Genomic DNA, 14,653 nt, shown 5'->3' with positions numbered 1-14,653 from the left:
AAAAAGCTTTGGGCCCCGGTTGGTTTCGCCTTAATGGCTTGTGTTTTCGGAGTATTTTTCCACGCCTTCACCTTTGAGAACGGTGAAGATCATTCTTCCCGCGGTCGTCTGCAGGACGGAAGTTACCGATACATCGATGTTTTTCCCCAAGTACTGCCGGGCGTTATCAACCACGACCATTGTCCCGTCGTCGAGATACGCCACACCCTGGCCTTCCTCCTTGCCTTCCTTCAGCACGCGGACATTCATCACCTCGCCGGGAAGAACCACCGGCTTCAGGGCGTTGGCGAGCTGGTTGATGTTGAGCACCTCAACACCCTGCAGCTCCGCCACCTTGTTCAGGTTGTAATCGTTGGTGATTATCTTGCCGCCGTTTTTCTGAGCGAGGGCGATCAGCTTTGAATCGACCTCCCTGATTTTCGGAAAATCGATTTCCACCACCTGGACGTCGAGCCCCAACTGTTTCTGGAGTTTCTGCAGAATATCCAGGCCGCGGCGACCTCTCGTCCTTTTTATGGAATCGGACGAATCAGCGATGTGTTGCAATTCCCGGAGTACGAACTGCGGGATGATAATCGTTCCCTCGATGAAACCGGTTTCACACAGGTCGGCTATCCTCCCGTCGATGATGACGGACGTATCGAGTATCTTGTGGCCTTCCTGTGTTCTGGGTTCCTTCGGAGATTGTGTAAAAATCCTGAGGTCAATCTCCTCCCCCTTCCTGACGCCGATACCCGCCCCCAGGTAAACGAACAGCACATTGATGAGAATGTACAAAGAGATGGTTTGAACGTTCGGTTCAAACAGTCTGAAAACCAGTGTAAAGCAGAGTAGATTCGCCGCAAGTATACCCAACAGGATACCGATAGACCCGGCAATAACAACCTTTACGTCGTTGTTTTTGGCCCAGCTGATACCAAGAATGACAAAAACGGCCGCCAGGGCCCCCGCCACTGCCCCGATAATCGGAGCAGAGGGTATACCTTCAAACATCGATCCGGTAAAATAACCGAACAGCGCGGAAATACCAACCAATATTGTTCTGATGATTTTTGTGTACAATTGTCACTCACCTCCTCAAGAGCTTCCGCAATACTATGTTATGTATAAAAATAATATTTGAATGTATGACTCTGTGCCGATACATGCAATTTGTTTCAGTTTCATATTATTTAGACAAACTATGAAACTGGAGGATTCATGAGAAGATAGTTATTTATGTCTTCGGCGGGGAGCCGGGAGGGACAAACGGTACTTTTATAAATACGTCACGTGAGCTGAGAGGTCAGCTTGAAAAAATAGTTCCGAGATCGGAACGGACGTTATCTTCCTCCGTCCCCTCGGCAAGGGCCAGTTCCTTAACCAGAAGGTTTGTGGCCATATCCAATAATTTCCTCTCGCCGAAAGACAGTTCCTTTTCCTGTTTGAGGATGTAGAGATCCCGCAAAACCTCGGCGATTTCAAAGACCGAACCGGTTTTGATTTTTTCCATGTATTCACGGTAGCGCCGATTCCACGTTTGTTGATCGATTTCCACTTCCTTGTCTTTGAGAATTCCGTATACCTCTTTCACTTTCTGCTTGGGGATGATTTGCCTGAGGCCGACGCTTTTTATATTGCACGAGGGAATCATGATGGTCATGCCGTTATCCATAATCCGCATTGTATAAAAAAGCTGGCATGTGCCCGAGATTTCCTTTTCTTCGATTGATTCAATGACTCCCACCCCATGGGCCGGATAAACCGCTAAATCCCCCACCTTAAACATTGATCTCTCGAACCTCCATGAGCAGTTGTCTATTCACAACACAGCCCGCAAAACCGCCTGTTTTGCCCTCAAGCCCGACAGGTATTTAATTTACAAAACCCATTCAAACCAATCGAGCGACGCGTGCTTTCCGGGATTCGTTCGATAGAGAAAAGAGAAATTGCCGCTGATAGTCAGCAGCATTTTCCATCGGATACCATTAAAAAGATTAAAAGTATCAACAACGCTCTATGATACCAAAACTTTCTCATTATGTCAACGGATTTATACAAACAAAACAGACGCCCGTGTATTAAATCGATTGGTACACGGGCGCCGTTATTGCCGTTATTCGTTATTATCAGAACCGTATTTCGTTCGGCGCTCACGCGGCTCCTTCAAGTTCCTTTTCCACCTTTTTGGCGAGTTCGATACCCTTTTGATGGTTTACGGTCAACAGCAGGGTGCCGCCGACGATGAAGAAGAACACGACCGCCAGTATCGAGAGGCGGCTTGTGCCGGTCAAGGTTCCCACGATGCCGAAGATGAGCGGACCGAAGATTCCGGAGAATTTCGAGCTGATGTCGTAGAAACCGAAGAATTCGGCGGTCTTGCCCCTGGGGGTCATGGATCCGAACATGGACCGGGACAACGCCTGGGAGCCGCCCTGAACCAGGGCCACGCAGAAGGCGAGTATCCAGAAATGAAGCGGCGTCCTCAGAAAATATCCGCCCACCGAAATACCCGAGTAGATAATCAGAGCGATGATAATCGCCGTGCGGGTGGGGATTTTCTTCGTGATTTTCCCGAAAATCAATGTGAACGGAATGCCCAGAAACTGAACCGCCAAGAGCGCCCCTATCAGGTGCTCCTGACCGATGCCCACCTCGGCGCCGAAGGCAGTCGCCATGACAATAATGGTTCCGATGCCGTCGTTGTACAGCCAGTACGCGATTAGGAACTTCAACGCCTCCTTGAACTGCCGGATCTCGCTGAACGTCTTTCCGAGACGCTGAAACCCCGCCGCCAGGGGGTTTTTATATTCCCCGTGCATCTTGACGATAATCGGCTCCGGGACGTTTTTCAGAACCGGGATGGAGAAAATCGCCCACCATACCCCGACGGTGACAAACGAAAGCCGGGAGCCCCATTCCGTGGCGGTAACACCCCCCCAATCGCCGATGAACACCAGATCCGGCTTCATGATCATGACGAGGTTCACCGCCAAAAGCAGGCCTCCGCCCAGGTAACCCACTGCGTATCCCTTGGCCGATATCTCGTCGATGCGATCCCCCGCGATGCCCGGCAGCAGCGAATCGTAGAAGATATTCGCCGCCGAAAAACCGATGCGGCCGGCAAGATACAGGCCGGACGCCAGCAGCCAGTCTCCAGAGGATACCAACACCATCATCGCGGTGCCGATACATCCCGCAAAGGCGAACAGCGCCAAAAATCGCTTCCTGGATCCGCTGTGGTCCGCAATGGCCCCCAGAATCGGCGCCAGGATCGCCGCGATGAGCATGGCGATGGAGTTGGTAAATGCCCATCTGGAACTGGCGATGGCCGGGTCGAGACCCGATCCCGCCACCTTCACGTAATAGATGGGCAGGACCGCCGCCAGCATGGTGGTGGCAAATGCGGAGTTGGCCCAATCATACATGCACCAGCTCCGGATAATTTTTTTCTCCGATACAGCCATGACGCCTCCATGATTCGGTGGATGATGAGATGTCGTATCATAGCCGACGCAGGGGGTACATTCAAGTAAATTATTGTATATATTATTGTGTGTATATTACAGGGAGCCTGTTACAGACGATGATGATTCCGTTGTCGTGTGACCTCAAGTGAGTCCGAAAGATCACGCCGGGAGCCGGGGCGGGCATATTCACTATTGACAGAGTAACAAAACATTTCTACTATGGTATCAGTTTTATTGAGAATTCGGTATGAACATACTCTGGAGATATACGCTCAAAACCGACACCGCCATTCAGTATGCGCCGGCCTTTATCGGTGGTCGGGTGTATGTGGTTGCCGGCCCCGATCTTATTTCCCTGGATGCCGCGTGGGGATACCACTACAGCGTCGTTCCCCTGTTCGGCCCACTCATCTTTCGCATCGCCCATCCCGTCGGATGGCTGTCCAAGTTCATGGCCAGTGACGGGATGCTGCTTTTCCTGGGGAAGAATCGATGGGGGATTCTCTCCCCCCTGGTCTATGATCCCCGCATCAGGGAGTTTGTGGACGGTGATCCTTCTCCGATTTTGAGGAAGTTGAAGTACATATTCGCGGGCGATTACAAGATAACCCGCTTTTTTTCGGAAGACACGCGATTCGAGGGGCTGATCGCAACGACACACCCGAAAGGAGAGACGCTCTGGAACAGCCTCGACAAGATTCGACCCGCGGTCAGGTCCACCCGTATCGTCGGAGATGTTCTCCAGGTGGAATCCAGGGTCATCATGTGCCAGAATTACTTCGGGCGCCGCTCAATGATGCCCACCGGGTGCTCGATCGTCTGTTTCGACCGGCACACAGGAGAGATACTGTGGAAGCAGGAAAGCTACTCGTACGGCCAGCGGCTGTATCCGGGGGTGGAGACGAACGGTGTCCTGACCATTACCGGGGGCGATCAGCGTGCGGGATTTATCAGGCGGATCGACCTGATGACGGGAAAGGTGATATCTCAGGAAACCGGCACCGCGCCGTTCTCGGGTCTTGCCGCCGATAGTGGCGTGTACTATTTCGGCATGGGGCGGGACGTTGTGGCGGTGCGGGAGGAAGATCTCTGAGCGTGTGAGCCCATTGTATACATGCAAAAAAAGAGCGGGGTGGAGTCCACCCCGCTCTTTTTGAAAATAAGCGATCATATCCAATGAAGGATGCCCATGAACACGATCAAAAAGACCGCGACGATTCCCCACATCCCGCCGACGACGGCGATCTTCTTCTTCATCGATTCCATATCGTGCACCCAGAAGGTGAAGAACATATAGAGCGAGTAACCGATGAGAATGATGATAAAGGGGAACTTCCAGTTCCACCACCAGTATTCCCAAATCAGCGCATCCCAGCGGTTGAGTACGATCTCGACAATGACGCACAGGATCGCGTTCAGAAAGGCGAGGAAGATCCGGTTGTTGATTCCAAGGATCTTCATCGACTTGTCCTTGGGGAGTACCTTGGCGAAGAGGATTCCCGCGAAAGCGAACCAGAATGTGATTTCGATATTCAGGCCCACGGTAATGACATACGCCGAATCCGCCGGCGCCGTCCAAACGGCGGAGTGACCGAACACGTACAAGAATATGGCATTGAGTATTTCCAGAAACCATTCCAGGCCGTAAAAGGCCAAGCCCGCCAATAATACATTCCAGTTTTTTCGCTCAATCTCCACGAAATAGATATAGAGCATAATGGTGAAGATCGGAACGAGGTACCAGCTGAAATAGTCGGGACTCCTCAGCACCGCGATGGCCTCGTTCGTGGCTTCTGTGTAACTGGGGTCCTGAGTGATGCCCACAAGGACGTTTCCAAGACCCGTCATAAATGGATTCATCTCTGTCCTCCTCATATAATGACACTATGGTTTATATACACCATCCATGTTGAAAAGCTCGTCGGTCAATTCCATCAGGATCTCCTCGGACTCCGGGCCGAACGGTTCGAGATATTCCGAGTTAAAAAGCGTCTGTTCCGGGATGAATATTTCCTCCATGTCCCGCAGGGCCGGGTTCACCCGGTCCCAGGAAGTCCGAACAGTGTTCGCCGTCCAGAGGTGGTCGGAGATGTGGGCCATGTTGTCCGGGGTGAGCAGAAAATTAAGAAACGCCTCGGCCTCGGATTTGTGGAAGCTCTCCCTGGGAACAACGAGGCAGTCGGACCAAAGCAGGGTTCCCGACTTCGGCACGACGTACTCGACGTTCCCGCCCATATCGACGGCGCCCATCTCGGCCCAGCTCCATGCGTACGCCACGGCGCTGGTCCCGCGGGCGAGATGCGTGATGATTTGGTCATGGTCGAAGTACCCCCGGATGATCTTTTTTTGATCCCGTAACAGATCGCATGCGTCTTCGAGGATATCAGGGTTTCTCTCGTTGATGGAATATCCCATGTTTTTGAGGGGAGGGACGAACAGAATAAAGTGTTCAAAGGGCATATCTATCAATCCGCTGTAACGGGCATCGAAGAGGATATCCCAGTCGATGTCCGTTTCGGTTACCAGGTTTCGGTTCACGAGGATGCCGAGGGTGCCAAAGGTGATCGGCACGGAAAAGTATCGTCCGGTATCTGTGGGATGCAAAAGAAACAGAGGATCGATGTTGTCGAAGTTCGGAACACGCGAGTGATCCACCTCCGACAGGTCTCCCCGATGCATCAGTTCCGTGATGATGAAATCATCAACCAGCACCAGGTCGTATTCGTCTCCGTGATTTGAAAAGAGGTCTATCGGATCGAAGGGTTCGGAGGGAGGGATTATCTCCACCGCGATGCCGCTTTCATCCTCGAACGCATCCAGGATATCCCCGGGAAAAAAATCCTCCCAGCATCCGATCCTGAGAGTCGTGTCGCTGTCGGTCGGTGAGGGCGCGGGTACGGTGTCTGCGTCGTCGGGATTTTCGGAAGGGGGTGGGGAGTCGTCGTCGACGATGGTGATGAGCAGGCGATCATCTCCCCCGTGTTTCCCGCAACCGCCGAGGAGCGGGGTGAAGATCAACGATATACCGATTATCGAAATGGGAAAAATGATTGAGAGGGACCGTGAAAGTTTCATTCCCTGCATCCCGCTTTATCGAATATTATGATGTGTACCAATATGAAGCTCTGTGGTATCGTGTTGCATTGGTTGTGGGGAGATTGTAACAAAAAATAAATGTCGATTACCAGTAAAAAAAACAGGACAGTCAGGGTATAGTGAACAATGCAGGATCGATCCGACGAGTACATCGGCATCGGCGTGGGAGCGCTGATTATCAAGGACGGCATGCTGCTTCTGGTGCGACATCGCCCCGAGCGGGGGGGATTCTGGCAGGGGAAGTGGATACTCCCCGGCGGGATGCTCAAGGTGGGGGAGACGATCGACGAAGGGATCGTTCGGGAGGTGGCCGAGGAGACCGGGCTTGGTGTGGAGATCACGGGCGAGGCGAGGGAGCCGGTGGAGCGAATTGTCACCGGGAACGGAGGGACGGAGCTTCACGTGGTATATATCGTAAAGAGTGCACGGGTTGTCGGCGGTGAGCTCTCTGTGGGCAGTGATGTGGGGGAGGCGATGTGGGTCAGGACCGAAAAATGCGCAGAGATCACCGGTGAGCTGCACGAAGACACCGCTTTGATCCTCGAACGATACGGGATACTCACGTGAACATGAGGAGATGGGGAGCTGATATCATCGGGCCGAGAAGGCGGGTATCCGGGCATCGGCTGTGCTGTTTTTTTATATTCTATTCACCTGTCTTCGGGGATGATGGTCCGGAATGAAGTTCGTCTCTGTTTTTCAAAGATATATCCTATAAAAAAAAGGAGCCTCGATGAGGCTCCGTAAAAACTGGCTGGGGGACAAGGATTCGAACCTTGGTTGATGGATCCAGAGTCCACAGTCCTGCCGCTAGACGATCCCCCAGCATTTGTTTCGTCTATTTCGATCGTCGCGGGTAAAAGTACATTATATGAGAAATTTCTTTTGTGTCAACCTTCCTGGAAGAATTTTTTTACATCCTGGGCGATTTTCTCCGGGGACTCATCTGTGGCCGCCTCTCCCAGCATGACCTCGAAGTACGACCGGTCGTTTCGTTCGTAAGGGACGTAATTGGCCCGGGCCACCATCCTGACAAGAAGACGGTAGCTGAGAGACGCCTTCGGGATGGAATAGACGGCGAGATTGAAGCTGTTTTTCCCCCGGCTTCGATAATATTTCTGCACGGCGATGATACCACGAGCCAGCTCAAGAAGGCCGTTCTTCTGTACGTCGCGAATGTCGGCTTGGTCGAAAGAAACGGCCCACACCTCCAGAAATCCCCGGGGTGCGAAGGGAGTCAGCCATATGAATCCATTCCGAACCGCTATGAGTCGTTCGTCACGTTCGGTCTCCGTCTCTATGAGTCTCGTCCAGTAGGAGCTGCTTTCATTGATAAAGTAGTTTTTGCTCGAGATTTCCAGTTCCTTCAGGTAATTCGTCGGGTTGACGAAGGCGTTTATCTGAAGATGCGGGTGTATCAGGGTGCCGCCGGAGGAGGGAAGGTAGTTCTGTGTGACGGCACTGGCGGTGACCTCCTCGTCATGGTTGAACACCGCGGAAAGATACGACACGCTGTTGATAAAGGCGTCGACGTACACATTCGGCTCGAAGGAGCCGATCTCGATGAAATGGGCGGGGGAAAAGGTGGCCACGGCGCTGTATCTGCCGTAGGGATTTAGATTCGGGAAAAGAACCGAATTGTTGTATGTGAATCGTCCCTCCGGGGTGATTTCCTTCGGAAATGTGGGCGTCTGTTTTTCCAGCATGTCATAGCAGAACGGGCATCCCTTCTCACTGCTCCTGACATGTTCCCGGTAGGGTGGATTATTGAAATCGATGAGAGTGTCGTTTCCCCGGGACGCGGTGATGCGGGAGGTACGCCCTGTGAGGGGATCGATGCGGATTTCGGTCTTTATCCTCTTCGCTTTGCTCTTCCCGGCGGGCACCAGCTTTGATTCTATTTCAATTTTCTGAAACATATTTCTGCGACGTCTCTCTATCTGAAGGAGGCTTTTGTTCTGAACGAGTCATCTAGGGCGGTCCGTCAGCGTCTGAAGATCAGATATCCGATCATCAGGATAATCAGGGGTATATTGGCCTGGAGCAGGTCAAGGCGGTTCTGCCTGACCTCCACGATGATGCCCAGCAGTAAAAACGTGAGTAGCACGAAAAAAGGTATCTCTCGCAAGAACCAGGCGCTCAATTTCATCGGATCGCTCACTTTTATCGCGGACGCCGTGTTAAGAGAAAGGTGACACCTCACGGCACCTCATATAGGCCGCTGTCGGATACTCTCTGCGGTTTTTTTCCTCACATTCCCCCTCGTTTTCCCATCGGCGTTTCATCCGGGAGGAAAGCCGTGTGTGCATGCCGTCCACCCCCTTTCCACCCATGATTTGGATTTACTCAAAGCGAATGCTGTATCCATGAGCAGCCTTCGCCGCTTACGATGCGGTATTTCTGGCCTTTATGTGGGGGAGCTTTTCGTGATATTCCTGCAGGGACTTGACCGTTATGTCCTTTTTTATCACCGTTTCGATGCCGTCCACCGCGGCCTTCGCCCCCGATATGGTGGTGTAGACCGGTATGTTGGCAAGCAGGGCGTTTTTCCTGATGTATGCCGAGTCGGAGATGGACTGCTTGCCGATGGTGGTGTTGATGACCATCTGAATTTCGTCGTTTTTTATCAGGTCCACAATGTTTGGACGCATATTTTCCTTGAGTTTGAACACGTTGCGGGAGGGGACGTTCTTGCCGGTCAGAAAGCGGTGGGTACCGCTGGTGGACACGAGACCAAACCCGAGGGAGACGAGTTTCTTCGCCATGTCGAGTATTCCGATCTTGTCACTGTCCTTGACGCTGATGAAGACGTTTCCGAACCGGGGGAGGTCCAGGCCGCAGGCGAGCTGGGCCTTGTAGAAGGCCTGGGGGAAGCGGGTGTCTATCCCCATGACCTCTCCGGTGGACTTCATCTCCGGTCCCAGAAGCGTATCGACGCCGGGAAACTTGGCGAAGGGAAATACGGACTCTTTGACGGAAACATGCCGCGGACGGATGATATCGGGAAGACCGAAGTCCGAAAGTTTCTCCCCCGTCATCACCCGGGCTGCGATCTTCGCCAGAGGCACCCCTATCGCCTTGCTGACGAAGGGGACGGTCCGGCTGGCCCGGGGATTTACCTCGAGGATATATATCTCGTTGTTTTTTATCGCGAACTGCACGTTCATCAGGCCCACGACGCCCAGCTCCAGGGCAAGCATCTCCGTCTGCCGCCTGACCTCCGTGACGATCGCATCATCCACGGAATAGGGGGGAAGGCTCATGGCGCTGTCACCGGAGTGAACGCCCGCCTCCTCTATGTGCTGCATAACGCCGCCGATGAAAACGTCCGTGCCGTCCGAGATGGCGTCCACGTCCAGTTCCACCGCGTCGTTGAGGAACTTATCGATGAGAACCGGGTGCGCGGGACTGGCCTCCACCGCCAGGTTCATGTAGTTGTGAAGGTCATCGTCGTCGAAGACGATCTCCATGGCCCGACCCCCCAGCACATATGAGGGCCGCACCAGCACCGGGTAGCCGATGTCCCGGGCGATGGCCACCGCCTCTTTTGCCGAGCGGGCGAGCCCGTTATTGGGCTGCTTGAGGGCCAGCTTGTTCAGCATCGCCTGGAATCGTTCCCGGTCCTCGGCGCGATCGATGGAGTCCGGGCTGGTGCCGATGACCGGCACACCGGCTTTCTCCAGGGGGACGGCGAGCTTCAGGGGAGTCTGCCCCCCGAACTGGACGATGACGCCGTCGGGCTGTTCCACATCGACGATGTTCAGAACATGCTCATACGTCAGCGGCTCGAAGTAGAGGCGGTCCGAGGTGTCGTAGTCGGTGCTGACGGTCTCCGGGTTACAGTTGACCATGATGGTCTCATATCCCGCATCGCTGAGGGCGAAGGAGCCGTGAACACAGCAGTAGTCGAATTCGATGCCCTGGCCGATGCGGTTCGGTCCGCCGCCCAGAATCATGATCTTTTTCACATCGGTGGGGTCCGCCTCACATTCCCGCTCATAGGTGGAATAGAGGTAGGGGGTGTGGGCCTCGAACTCGGCGGCGCAGGTATCCACCCGCTTGAAGACCGCCCGAATGTCGTGACCCTTTCGAATCTCCCGAAACGAGGCCTCGTCGACGCCGATGAGCCGGGAGAGGCGGGAGTCGGAAAAACCGTATTCCTTCGCCTCGACGATGTAATTTACAAACCGCTCATCCAAAAGATCCGTGGAGTGCCCCTTAAGGAGCTTTTTTATCTCATTTTCCATCTCCACTATCTGGGAAATGGAGGTCAGAAACCAGGGATCGATCTTTGTGATTTCATGCACCCGATCCACGCCGATCCCGTGCTTGAAGCCCTCCGCGATCACCAGAATGCGATCCGGTCTCGGCTCGGCGAGTCGTTTCAGGAGCACTTCCTTGCGTTCCGGTTTCGTGAGGTCCTGCTCCTCGGGCGTCAGTGGATTGATGAAGCCGTCGAGATCCGTCTCGAGGGAATTGATGGCCTTCTGGAGCGATTCCTTGAAGGTGCGGCCGATGGCCATCGCCTCACCCACCGACTTCATCTGAGTCGTCAGGACGGCCTTTGCCTGGGGAAACTTCTCGAAGGTGAACCTCGGTATTTTTGTGACCACGTAATCGATGGTCGGCTCGAACGAGGCCGGGGTCTCCCGAGTGATATCGTTTGTGATCTCATCGAGCGTCATGCCCACCGCCAGCTTCGCGGCGATCTTGGCGATGGGAAATCCTGTGGCCTTGCTTGCCAGGGCCGAGCTCCGGGAGACCCGGGGGTTCATCTCGATGACCACGAGCCGCCCGTCTTCGGGATTCACGGCGAACTGGATGTTGCTGCCCCCGGTATCCACGCCGATCTCCCGGATGATGGCGATGGCCGCGTCCCGCATGATCTGGTATTCTTTATCGGTGAGGGTCTGGGCCGGGGCGACGGTGATGGAGTCGCCGGTGTGTATGCCCATCGGGTCGAGGTTCTCGATGGAGCAGATGATGACGACGTTGTCGGCCGTGTCCCGCATCACCTCGAGCTCGAACTCCTTCCAGCCCAGCACCGACTCCTCGATGAGCACCTGGTTTGTGGGACTCTGATCGATGCCCCACTTGACGTACTGTTCGAATTCCTCCATGTTATAGGCGATGTTGCCGCCGGTGCCGCCCAGGGTGAAGGAGGGGCGGATGATGTTCGGAAAACCGACGTCGGAGAGCACCTCCCGGGCCTCGGTCAGGGTTGTAGCATAGCCGCTCTCGGGAAGGTTCAGGCCGATTTTCTTCATGGCGGCCTTGAAGAGATCCCGATCTTCCGCCTTTTCTATGGCGCTAAAAGATGCTCCGATGAGCTCGACGTGGTATTTTTCCAGGACGCCGGATGTATACAGCGCTACGGCGATATTCAGGCCGGTTTGTCCCCCCAGTGTGGGAAGCAGACAATCCGGCCTCTCTTTGGCGATGATCTTTTCAACCGCCTCGGGAGTAATCGGCTCCACATAGGTGGCGTGTGCGAAGTCCGGGTCGGTCATGATGGTGGCCGGATTGGAGTTGACCAGCACCACCTCATATCCCTCCTCCCTGAGGGCCTTGACCGCCTGGGTTCCGGAGTAGTCGAATTCACAGGCCTGGCCGATAATGATGGGCCCTGAGCCGATGATCAGAATTTTTTTGATATCTGTGCGCTTGGGCATATGAATCTACCGGTGTTCCTTGATCAGTGTGAGGAAGTCATCGAAGAGATACGCCGAGTCGTGGGGGCCGGGGGACGCCTCGGGATGATACTGCACCGAAAAGATCGGGAGCTCCCGGTGACGCATGCCCTCCACCGTCTGATCGTTCAGGTTGACGTGTGTCAGCTCCAGATCTTCGGGCAGGGAATCGGGCTCGACAGCGAATCCGTGGTTCTGGGAGGATATCTCCACTCGGCCGGTCAGGAGGTTTTTCACCGGCTGATTGGCGCCCCTGTGTCCGAATTTGAGCTTGTATGTCCGCCCGCCCAGGGCCAGGGCCAGAATCTGATGCCCCAGGCAGATGCCGAAAATGGGGCCTGTTTTCTCTATGGAGTCGATGAGCCTTCTAATCTCGCTGATGGCATAGGGGATCCCCTCCGGATCGCCGGGACCGTTGCTCAGGAAAACTCCGTCCGGCTTCATGGCCAAGACGTCCTCCGCCGAAGTATGGGCGGGGACGACCATGACCCTCAAGCCCCGTCCCACCAGGGAGTGGAGGATGTTTTCCTTGATGCCGAAATCATACGCCACCACAAGGAGCCCCGTGTCTTTCGCCCTTCTTTTTTTCCTGCCGGTGACGCATGAGAGATCGGCGGGCTCTTTTGTGAATTCATATGTGGCGCCCGCGGTTACCTCCTGGACCAGGTCCCTCCCCACCAGAGAGGGGGCGCTTTTCGCCCGTTCGATGAGGATATCCGGCGTCAGGTCCACGGTGGCGATGACCGCCCGCATCGCCCCTTTCGAGCGGATATGGCGGGTCAGCGCCCGGGTGTCCACGCCCTGGATGCCGATCTTGTTGTGGCGTTTCAAGAAGGCCGCGAGGCTCTCGTCCGCGCGATGGTTGCTCACCCGGGGCGACAGCTCCTTGACCACGAATCCCTCCACGTGGGGAATGACGGATTCGTTGTCGTCATGATTGGTCCCGTAATTGCCGATCTGGGGATAGGTCATCGTGACGATCTGACCCTTGTAAGAGGGATCGGTGAGTATCTCCTGGTAGCCGGTCATGGACGTGTTGAAGACCACTTCACCGTACCGTACTCCGTGGGCACCGAATGCCCGTCCGTAAAAAATCGTTCCGTCTTCCAGGGCGATGGCGGCGGTTGACATGATACCTCTCTCCTCAATCGAACTATCATAACGAAAAACCCTTATCAGCGCAAGTATTATTCAAAAAGAGAAGGAAAAAACGGGAGGGTGGTGGCGTTATATGCGCCGTATGGATTGTGATGAATGTTGTATTTACGAATGGCGTGTGATATAGTAATTCGTTTTCACCGACCGGCGATTTCACCGTAAGGCGGCGGTCGGGAGCCGAAGCAACTGCACCGGTTTTTGATTTCACACGATGTTTTACGGTTTATGGGTACTGCATGATTCCGGATAGAGACGCCTGTTTCACCATCCTCAAAGAGCACGACGTTGAGCCTCATATCGTGGCCCACAGCATGTCTGTGGAGCGGGTGGCCCTGTACGTTGCCCGGCTTCATATGGACCGGGGCGGGGGCGGATTATTGGACCTTTCCCTGATCAGCGCGGGGGCGCTGCTTCACGACATCGCCAAAATCAGGGCAATGGAAACAGGTGTGAAGCATTCGGACATGGGTGCGGACATGATGTGTTCCCTGGGATTATTCGAGGTGGCGCCGCTGGTTCGTCAGCACGTGCTGCTGGATGAATATAATCGAAACGGGGCGGTGACCGAGGCGGAGCTGGTAAATTATGGAGATAAAAGAGTCACCCATGATCAAATCGTCACACTGACGGAGCGCTTCGACGACCTGTACATTCGATACGGCTCCAAATCTCCCGAGGCAATGGAGCATGTGAAGGAAATACACAGACGTTCGCTGGATCTTGAGAAGAAGCTTTTTCGCTCTCTTTCGGTGGCGCCTGGTGATCTGGTCGATATATTACGTAACAAGGAGGAAGAGGTCATTGGATTTCATTCTGGATAGACTTGCCATCGGCGATCTCGGCGACGCCAAAAACGAAGAGATACTGGAGAAGAGCGGGATTACCGCGATCCTGAACGTCGCCCAGGAGGCGCACCTCGAGCCGGATCTCGCCCGGTTTGACTATTACAAGGTAAGCATCGACGACGGACAGGCGATGGACTTTTCCCACCTGTCCGAAGCGGTGGAATATATTCACACCCGCATCCGCAGGGGCAAGGTGCTGGTGCACTGTCTGATGGGCGTCAGCCGATCATCCACGATTGTGCTGTGCTACCTGCATGAGTGCGGCTTCAGCCTCCGGGAGGCGATGAACCTCATCAAACGGAAACGTCCCGACGCACAGCCCCATATCGCCCTGTACAACTCGGTCCGGGAATATTATCTGCAGAAAGATGAAGTTGCGTAGGACGCCGCTCGTATTTTATCGGACGCCGACGGA

General features: G+C 54.4%; 12 protein-coding genes and 1 tRNA gene. 4 read left to right on the top strand and 9 right to left on the bottom strand.

Annotated elements, in window-relative coordinates; all coding sequences use genetic code 11:
• Positions 1-30 precede the first annotated feature (30 nt).
• The 3 genes from JW885_13615 to JW885_13605 all read right to left on the bottom strand — a co-directional run bounded on the left by JW885_13615 (position 31) and on the right by JW885_13605 (position 3,446).
• Complete coding sequence (locus JW885_13615) at positions 31-993, bottom strand: TRAM domain-containing protein (protein ID MBN1883199.1); 963 nt, start codon at positions 991-993, stop codon at positions 31-33.
• A gap of 292 nt (positions 994-1,285) precedes the next feature.
• Entirely contained in the window at positions 1,286-1,768 is a 483-nt protein-coding gene (locus tag JW885_13610) for a CarD family transcriptional regulator (GenBank protein ID MBN1883198.1), read from the bottom strand.
• Positions 1,769-2,132: 364 nt separating this feature from the next.
• Positions 2,133-3,446 (bottom strand): MFS transporter, encoded by a 1,314-nt coding sequence (locus tag JW885_13605; protein ID MBN1883197.1) that lies wholly within the window; start codon positions 3,444-3,446, stop codon positions 2,133-2,135.
• Between the two features lie 250 nt (positions 3,447-3,696).
• Between JW885_13605 and JW885_13600 the strand changes: the two genes are divergently transcribed.
• Entirely contained in the window at positions 3,697-4,542 is an 846-nt protein-coding gene (locus tag JW885_13600; GenBank protein ID MBN1883196.1) for a hypothetical protein, read from the top strand.
• Positions 4,543-4,616: 74 nt separating this feature from the next.
• On the opposite strand, the gene JW885_13595 is transcribed toward JW885_13600, so the two are convergent.
• Both JW885_13595 and JW885_13590 read right to left on the bottom strand, forming a co-directional pair.
• Complete coding sequence (locus tag JW885_13595) at positions 4,617-5,309, bottom strand: hypothetical protein (protein ID MBN1883195.1); 693 nt, start codon at positions 5,307-5,309, stop codon at positions 4,617-4,619.
• Positions 5,310-5,333: 24 nt separating this feature from the next.
• Positions 5,334-6,524, bottom strand: coding sequence for a spermidine/putrescine ABC transporter substrate-binding protein (locus JW885_13590; GenBank protein ID MBN1883194.1), 1,191 nt, complete (start codon positions 6,522-6,524; stop codon positions 5,334-5,336).
• A gap of 147 nt (positions 6,525-6,671) precedes the next feature.
• Between JW885_13590 and JW885_13585 the strand changes: the two genes are divergently transcribed.
• Positions 6,672-7,112, top strand: coding sequence for an NUDIX domain-containing protein (locus tag JW885_13585; GenBank protein ID MBN1883193.1), 441 nt, complete (start codon positions 6,672-6,674; stop codon positions 7,110-7,112).
• A gap of 184 nt (positions 7,113-7,296) precedes the next feature.
• Here JW885_13585 and JW885_13580 read toward each other — a convergent pair.
• The 4 genes from JW885_13580 to carA form a co-directional block, all read right to left on the bottom strand.
• Positions 7,297-7,370 (bottom strand) — tRNA-Gln (locus JW885_13580).
• 65 nt (positions 7,371-7,435) lie between these two features.
• A complete protein-coding gene (locus tag JW885_13575) occupies positions 7,436-8,464 on the bottom strand; it encodes a hypothetical protein (GenBank protein MBN1883192.1) in 1,029 nt (342 codons plus the stop codon).
• A gap of 465 nt (positions 8,465-8,929) precedes the next feature.
• Positions 8,930-12,217: a carbamoyl-phosphate synthase large subunit gene (carB, locus tag JW885_13570; GenBank protein ID MBN1883191.1), complete on the bottom strand. Its 3,288-nt coding sequence runs from the start codon at positions 12,215-12,217 to the stop codon at positions 8,930-8,932.
• A gap of 6 nt (positions 12,218-12,223) precedes the next feature.
• Positions 12,224-13,366: a glutamine-hydrolyzing carbamoyl-phosphate synthase small subunit gene (gene carA, locus JW885_13565; protein ID MBN1883190.1), complete on the bottom strand. Its 1,143-nt coding sequence runs from the start codon at positions 13,364-13,366 to the stop codon at positions 12,224-12,226.
• Positions 13,367-13,629: 263 nt separating this feature from the next.
• Here carA and JW885_13560 point away from each other — a divergent pair, with 263 nt between their 5' ends.
• Both JW885_13560 and JW885_13555 read left to right on the top strand, forming a co-directional pair.
• Entirely contained in the window at positions 13,630-14,214 is a 585-nt protein-coding gene (locus tag JW885_13560; protein MBN1883189.1) for an HDIG domain-containing protein, read from the top strand.
• Positions 14,195-14,620 (top strand): dual specificity protein phosphatase family protein, encoded by a 426-nt coding sequence (locus JW885_13555; GenBank protein ID MBN1883188.1) that lies wholly within the window; start codon positions 14,195-14,197, stop codon positions 14,618-14,620. Before JW885_13560 ends, JW885_13555 begins: the two co-directional genes overlap by 20 nt.
• Positions 14,621-14,653 lie beyond the last annotated feature (33 nt).

It is taken from the genome of Candidatus Zymogenaceae bacterium (genome assembly GCA_016931225.1).
In the GTDB taxonomy this organism is placed as follows: domain Bacteria; phylum Desulfobacterota; class Zymogenia; order Zymogenales; family Zymogenaceae; genus JAFGFE01.
This window is presented reverse-complemented; position numbering and strand designations above follow the sequence as displayed.

Excerpts from the sequence above, each read along its gene's own strand:
- JW885_13615 (MBN1883199.1), bottom strand. The coding sequence starts at position 993 with ATGTTTGAAGGTATACCCTCTGCTCCGATTATCGGGGCAGTGGCGGGG.
- JW885_13610 (MBN1883198.1), bottom strand. The coding sequence starts at position 1,768 with ATGTTTAAGGTGGGGGATTTAGCGGTTTATCCGGCCCATGGGGTGGGA.
- JW885_13605 (MBN1883197.1), bottom strand. The coding sequence starts at position 3,446 with ATGGCTGTATCGGAGAAAAAAATTATCCGGAGCTGGTGCATGTATGAT.
- JW885_13600 (MBN1883196.1), top strand. The coding sequence starts at position 3,697 with ATGAACATACTCTGGAGATATACGCTCAAAACCGACACCGCCATTCAG.
- JW885_13595 (MBN1883195.1), bottom strand. The coding sequence starts at position 5,309 with ATGAATCCATTTATGACGGGTCTTGGAAACGTCCTTGTGGGCATCACT.
- JW885_13590 (MBN1883194.1), bottom strand. The coding sequence starts at position 6,524 with ATGAAACTTTCACGGTCCCTCTCAATCATTTTTCCCATTTCGATAATC.
- JW885_13585 (MBN1883193.1), top strand. The coding sequence starts at position 6,672 with ATGCAGGATCGATCCGACGAGTACATCGGCATCGGCGTGGGAGCGCTG.
- JW885_13575 (MBN1883192.1), bottom strand. The coding sequence starts at position 8,464 with ATGTTTCAGAAAATTGAAATAGAATCAAAGCTGGTGCCCGCCGGGAAG.
- carB (MBN1883191.1), bottom strand. The coding sequence starts at position 12,217 with ATGCCCAAGCGCACAGATATCAAAAAAATTCTGATCATCGGCTCAGGG.
- carA (MBN1883190.1), bottom strand. The coding sequence starts at position 13,366 with ATGTCAACCGCCGCCATCGCCCTGGAAGACGGAACGATTTTTTACGGA.
- JW885_13560 (MBN1883189.1), top strand. The coding sequence starts at position 13,630 with ATGATTCCGGATAGAGACGCCTGTTTCACCATCCTCAAAGAGCACGAC.